7 protein-coding genes are annotated in these 6,000 nt (G+C 45.5%); all 7 read left to right on the forward strand.

The window, feature by feature from the left end; all coding sequences use genetic code 11:
• The first annotated feature begins 63 nt into the window (after positions 1-63).
• The 7 genes from BP822_RS10315 to BP822_RS10345 all read left to right on the forward strand — a co-directional run bounded on the left by BP822_RS10315 (position 64) and on the right by BP822_RS10345 (position 5,944).
• The gene (locus BP822_RS10315; protein WP_286878240.1) at positions 64-297 is read left to right on the forward strand and encodes a hypothetical protein; all 234 of its coding nucleotides are present in this window, start codon (positions 64-66) and stop codon (positions 295-297) included.
• Between the two features lie 251 nt (positions 298-548).
• Positions 549-3,320, forward strand: a complete 2,772-nt coding sequence (locus tag BP822_RS10320) for a TOTE conflict system archaeo-eukaryotic primase domain-containing protein (protein ID WP_286878242.1) — start codon at positions 549-551, stop codon at positions 3,318-3,320.
• A 4-nt stretch (positions 3,321-3,324) separates the two neighbouring features.
• Positions 3,325-3,591 (forward strand): hypothetical protein, encoded by a 267-nt coding sequence (locus tag BP822_RS10325; RefSeq protein ID WP_286878243.1) that lies wholly within the window; start codon positions 3,325-3,327, stop codon positions 3,589-3,591.
• A 124-nt stretch (positions 3,592-3,715) separates the two neighbouring features.
• Positions 3,716-3,949 carry a hypothetical protein gene (locus BP822_RS10330; protein ID WP_286878244.1) on the forward strand — a complete coding sequence of 78 codons (234 nt, stop codon included), beginning with the start codon at positions 3,716-3,718 and terminating at the stop codon, positions 3,947-3,949.
• Between the two features lie 75 nt (positions 3,950-4,024).
• Positions 4,025-4,390 (forward strand): hypothetical protein, encoded by a 366-nt coding sequence (locus BP822_RS10335; RefSeq protein WP_286878245.1) that lies wholly within the window; start codon positions 4,025-4,027, stop codon positions 4,388-4,390.
• Positions 4,391-4,508: 118 nt separating this feature from the next.
• Complete coding sequence (locus tag BP822_RS10340; RefSeq protein WP_286878246.1) at positions 4,509-4,670, forward strand: hypothetical protein; 162 nt, start codon at positions 4,509-4,511, stop codon at positions 4,668-4,670.
• A 149-nt stretch (positions 4,671-4,819) separates the two neighbouring features.
• Positions 4,820-5,944: a tetratricopeptide repeat protein gene (locus BP822_RS10345; protein ID WP_286878247.1), complete on the forward strand. Its 1,125-nt coding sequence runs from the start codon at positions 4,820-4,822 to the stop codon at positions 5,942-5,944.
• Positions 5,945-6,000 lie beyond the last annotated feature (56 nt).

The raw sequence follows: 6,000 nt of genomic DNA on the forward strand, positions 1-6,000 counted from the left end.
TTAAAGGACGTAAAATCGATTTTAGCGCCTATTAGTTTGGTTAACGTTTGTTTGGAGAATTTTATGACCGAAGAGACAGATCTTGAAATGCTGGGCGTGATGGTCCCTAAAGGCGATAAGGAAATTATCAGGGAAATCGCAGCCAGGAATAGACTCACAATAAGCGATGTAGCCCGTATGCTGATAACAGATGGCATAGAACATATCGGCGAAAGGGATATTTTAAAAGTGGCAAAAATCGTGAATGTAGAATTTGGGCCAAATAATCAAAACTATAAAATAAATATTGAAAGTTAAGTAATAGAAAATTATTGATCGGACTGCTCCCAACAGCCCGATCTGGAAGGTTTTTATGATAATAAATTCTAATAATCAATATATAAACCTACGTGGACGTTTTTACATCTGGTCGGTTTACAGTATCTTAATTCGAGGTCGGTTACATGTTTACTAGATGGACCGCCCTTCAAGGTTATGATTCAGATATTCTTGACGCTATTCGAAGTGTATTATCTGGGCCGTCGGCTATCGTCTCGAAGGTAACACGCTTGGGATTCACAACGTCAGCAGCTGCAATAGCAAAGGCTGAAGGTTCAAAGATATTGATTGTAGGTCCAACCAAAAAGATTAGCACTGATACTGTGCGAGGTGCCGATGGTGGCACACTTATTGCCTACGGCCATTCACACTGCCTGAAACTGCAAAAGAACTTTGCACACGATCCATTTATGGAAAAGCTTCCATTATCGTTGCCCAGTCCATGCCCCTGTGAAGAACATCCAGAATGCGACCTTACAAATGCCTGGTTTGAATCAGCGCCTGTCCGGGCTATGACTTATGCAAAGCTTACATCACTAATGTTAGTAGATAGCGACGAATCAAGCTACATTAAAGAGCAATTAAGCGATCTGGATGTTGTTGTTTTTGATGAGTCGCACAGGATTTCATTGCCGGCTCCGCCTATGGTAGATTTGGATTATAGTCCCGAAAGGATGCTACAGGGCTTTGAAGCATTGCGAGAAATATATTCCCGCTTCTTAAAACTTAAGCAAACGCTTTATGAAGACTTAGTCTGCAAAAGTATCGAAGATGACTTGGAATATGCAGGGACCAACTGTAGACTGGCAAGACTGGTAAATAATAGCTATGATGTGCCGTCTTTAAAGCTGCGCGCAGCTTTCAGTGAACTGATAAAGCTTGCACGACAAAGGAAAAAGCTGAATTATAGCGAGCCGGACATCCTGTTCCTAAAGGATTTATGTTCCGTCATGGCAGATCGTGAATTATGCGTAAGCTTTGTCCGAGGCAGCGAAGGAGACCGTTGGCTTCTCGTAGGAACACATAACGTAGAACAGAACGCTATCAAGTCCTTCCTCAAGGAAGTCTGCCCTAATGCAAAAGCATTCTTTGTTAGCGGAACTCAGTTCGAAAGCAGACCAAGGCTTTTCGAAGAGCTGGCAGACCGCAAGCTCGAGTCCGTATGCGTGCCAGACGTCAAAGATAACAACAGCAGCATGACCATTTATGCAGATTCATGGAAAGCAGATACAATAAACTTGGGACCCAAAATGGAAGATATTTGCAGGCGTATTCGAGATATTTCAGAACTGGAGAACGGTGCGCCAATCTATCTAGCCACTATTAATACTAAAATGAAATTGTGGCTGGAGAGTACATTAAAAGGAGAGCTTCCAAATATCGAATTCGATTATTATCGCTCCGCCAGATCAATAGGCGTTGAGAATTCCGCACGGATCGGCATTTTCATAGGTTTCCCGGCGACGCCAACCAACAGCATGGACTTTGCAGCACCCACATACGAGGCAAGTCAAGAACTGCGCCACTTTGAAGCGCTTTCTAGTGCCTGGCAGACCATGTCAAGGATTAAGGACTGGGAGGGAAAAGTGCTATCCCGGGCGTATTGCATCGGATTGACACAAAAGCAGGTTAGCCAGATCGTAACGCAGGGCAAGAACCTAAGGGCTCACTTCGTTAGAAAGGGCGAGGTTGAGATTACAGTAGATGAAGCTTTGACGATGCCGAAAATCTTGGTCCCATATAAAAAGCAGGTACATGCAGAGCAGCGCAAATCCTCACCATTCATAAGAAAGATCTGGGATACTGCCGGGGAACTGGATGGATGTAAAATACCAATCTATAGCATCAAAAAGATAGTCGCGAATTTTACTAAAACCACATATAATATTACTTATGTGGATTTAGTAAAAAACAGCCCCATCTTCCTGGATCCAGACAGTGTCTTGGCTTTTGGTGCTATATTCTCCAATCCTAAGAACGAAGACGAATGGCGGGTCACTTCAGATACGCTGGATAGGTTCTTCCGAAGTAATAAGTTATGTCACGCTGAGCAGCGTTCGAATGCAACATATTACCCACATACAACGGGCGATTGGCAGAGTCTGGTAGAGTCCATGTTCTGCAATGAGGTCACTATAGCCACTTATGGCATCGGGGAAGCCGGCCACACAGTTCAATGCGCCTTCGATATCGATAATCATAAAGGCACAAATCCTGCACTGCCACGAGTAAATGCCGTAATTGACCACATCAAGGCGCAAGGGGCACAGCCAATTCTAGTTGCTTCAGGCAGCCCAGACAGCTATCATATCCACATACCGATTATGGAGACACAGATTGAGACCAGCCACGAATTTATGAAAGCAATGCATAATGAACTTAAGCAAGCACATAAGGATCTTGACCTAAAGCACGACACTGAGACATTCCCTAAGCAGAAGACCAGCAATGGCAAAAAAGTTGGAAATGCACTAAAGCTGCCATTAGCTCTCAATCGGAAGTCTGGAATGCGAGCGCAGATTCTTGACCCCAATACCAAGGAGCCAGCTGATGTGATTTTTATCACCAAGGTTATAGAGATCAGGCAGCCAGAAAAAGAAGCTGTCGTGGTCTGTAATCGACAATATCTGCCAGCACCGAAAATATTGGCTGCGCATCCCGGAAGATCTGGAACTATGAGGCCATGTGTTTCAGCTGCACTAAATCAGCAGCTGGACGGCAGCGAGGGCAATGATATGCGGGTCGCCATTGCTTGCGAGGCCTTGGCGTCAGGGAAGTCCCGGGAAGAAATCATTGATCTGTTCATGGGCCAAGTTGATTTTAATGAGGTCAAAACGGCGCAGTACGTCGATTACATAATCGCTGCAGAATATCGACCCTGGCGGTGCGAGACGCTACAAGATAGATGTCCGAGTTTAATAGATTGCAGCAATTGTCCTATGAGAAGAGATGAGGCAATCAGCAAACGCGGGATTGTTCTAGAACCAGTTATGGCGAGGTAAATAAATGTCGGAATTCTATATTATGCCCGACGAGGATGCACTTGAGCAGGCTATGCAAATGGACAGGGCATTTTTTAAACAGAACCCCGGAAAATCAGAATATTGTAGGTTGGCAATACCTGGGGAGGATTTCGGGTATTTCCCGCCGCAGACCATCGTACATGTAGTGAATTTCGGTCAAGGCATGCGCCAACGTTCATTCTACATGCCGCCGAAGGAGATTTGGTATGAGCTGGAGAGAGCTCACCAACATAAAACAAACTCAGTGTGAAGGCTTAGATAGCCAAAATTTTCACTAAATTCACATATATAATATTATATGCGGTTTTAGTGAAAAACCGCACTATCTTTTCGGACCCCCTTGATTTGATTGAAAACACTATTAAGAGGATTAAATGACTAATACAAAACACCCTGTCGGTTGGCTGAAGATAAGCTCGCCGGAAGACTTACAAAAGGCATTGACCCGGATGCTAAACAAGATCTTGATGTGTGAGGATCCGGTTGTGCACGCTGGCAGATTTGCTTCCCTGGCGAATTCTTGGACTAATGCGCATCGACTCTTTTTAGAAGAAGAGGAGATAAACGCGATCAAGCAGCGTCTTGACGCGATAGAGCTAAATAAGTGACCTTGTTCAAAATTTAGGTCAATGTTATGGTGATATATTTTGAGAAATTTAAGTAATTTGGAGCGGCGCGTTGCAATGCTTGAAAGGCCCATGGTTGGCGAAAATGATCCCTTAGAATTCGCGATCAGCAATCTAAGCGATAATGAGCTTGGCCTGCTTTCAGAATATCGGGAATTGCATTTGGCTGGATTTGATACCGAGGAGGTCCGGGACATGATGGGCGGCGATTCTTTTGAAATGGCAATCGCTGTCATGCAGAAAGTGAACGGCGATCTGGAACGGCTGACTGTGCCCCCTGTGCGGAAATTGGTGGCGAAACCCAAGATGAGGGCTGCTATCGACAGCGGGATTGGCGGCAATAAGAGGCAAAGAAAATCCGACCCTGAAACCCCAATCCGTCGCGCAACATCATGCCTTTGCAAGTCAGAAAGGTGTTTATAAAAATATCGTTGCAGGCTAATGGATAGCGAAAAATGGTTGGAAAAATGCTGTTATACATACCTATCATACCGACAGCGTAGAGATTCTGCTAACCTACCTGGGTAGGCCATCTGATCCCATGCCCGTATTCGTAAAGCTGAAGGGCAACGTGCGGCTAACCAGAAGCAAGAAAGGCGATTGCTACTATACCATAACCACGAAGGATTGCTCATGCAAGGCCCAGACCCTTCAATCCCGGTACTCCCTGCAAGCACATGAGGGCGATACAGGCCGAAATTGAGGACGAGAGCATAGCTCCAATCGCTAAATGGGCCGGTGGCCGCAACGGGCCATTAGACCCCGATGAGCTAAAGGTGGTGGCCTAAAGGCCATCTCAGCTATTTTCGACCAGTCGGCAAGCGTATATCTTGCGAACACTTCTCTGAATCTATGAAGTTGATCTTGGTAGCATTCGTCCTTCTGTTGCTCACAGGGCCGGTATATGGACAACTGACGGCAGCCGATTGGATCGAACGAGGTCGTGATTTCACTGAAGAAGGAAAGTACGATGCAGCTATTAATGCATTCGATGAAGCCATCAAGCTAGATCCCAGTGATGCTGTCGTCTGGTACAACAAAGGTACATCTCTTTATGATCAGGGGAAGTATGATGAGTCCATTAAATCCTTAGACGAAGCCATCAAGCTAGATCCTAAATATAAAGAAGCCATGGTCATGAAAGGTACAGTCCTTTCTTTGTTAGGCATGTACAACGAATCAATCAAGGTTTTCGACGAAGTTATCCGCCTAAATCCCAATATGGTGTATGCCTGGGCCGGCAAAGGCAATGCTCTCCGGTTGCTGGGCAAGTATTTTGAGGCTCTCGGCGCAGTGAATCAGGCCATTGATCTGGCTCCCGACGACGCTTTGATCCGGCGCGTCAAAGCTGATATTTTCATGCAGCAGGGCAAGTATGACGCAGCGGTAGAAACATTGAACGAGGCAATCCGGTTAGATTCAAGCAATGTCCAGGCATGGGAATTTAAGGGTTCCGCTCTTTCTAAGCTGGGTAGGTATGAGGAGTCTGTCGATGCTTACGACGAGGCCATAAAATTAGATCCAAGCGATTCCTTAGCGTGGAGCAAGAAAGGCACAGCATTTGAAGCACAAGGCAAGTATGATGAGGCATTCGATGCTTATAATGAGGCCTTAAGATTAGATCCTAGAGATTTAGAGGCATTAAACGGAAAAGGTTCTCTTCTCTGTGACAACCTTGGCAGACCGGATGAAGCTAACAGAATCTTTGATGAGGCGATCAGATTGGCACCCAACGATCCTACTTTCCGATATAACAAAGGCAATGCACTGTATGCTATGGGTAACTATACAGATGCCATCAAATGCTGGGAGGACGTTATCGATATGGGCGGTCTTCCTGAGAGCATGTCTCAACATAAGATAGGCAATGCTCTTAGGATGCTACACCGCAATTCTGAGGCAGAAGCTGCCTACATCAAAGCACGCGAATTAGGCTATAGTGGACCCATGACGCAAATGGAACTGACAACGACATGAATGTAAACTGCTAACCTGCGAACGCTCTCTTTTTTGGCTCCTCGCTATTCTCTGTG

Source organism: Methanosaeta sp. UBA458 (genome assembly GCF_002496085.1).
In the GTDB taxonomy this organism is placed as follows: Archaea; Halobacteriota; Methanosarcinia; order Methanotrichales; family Methanotrichaceae; genus Methanothrix; species Methanothrix soehngenii.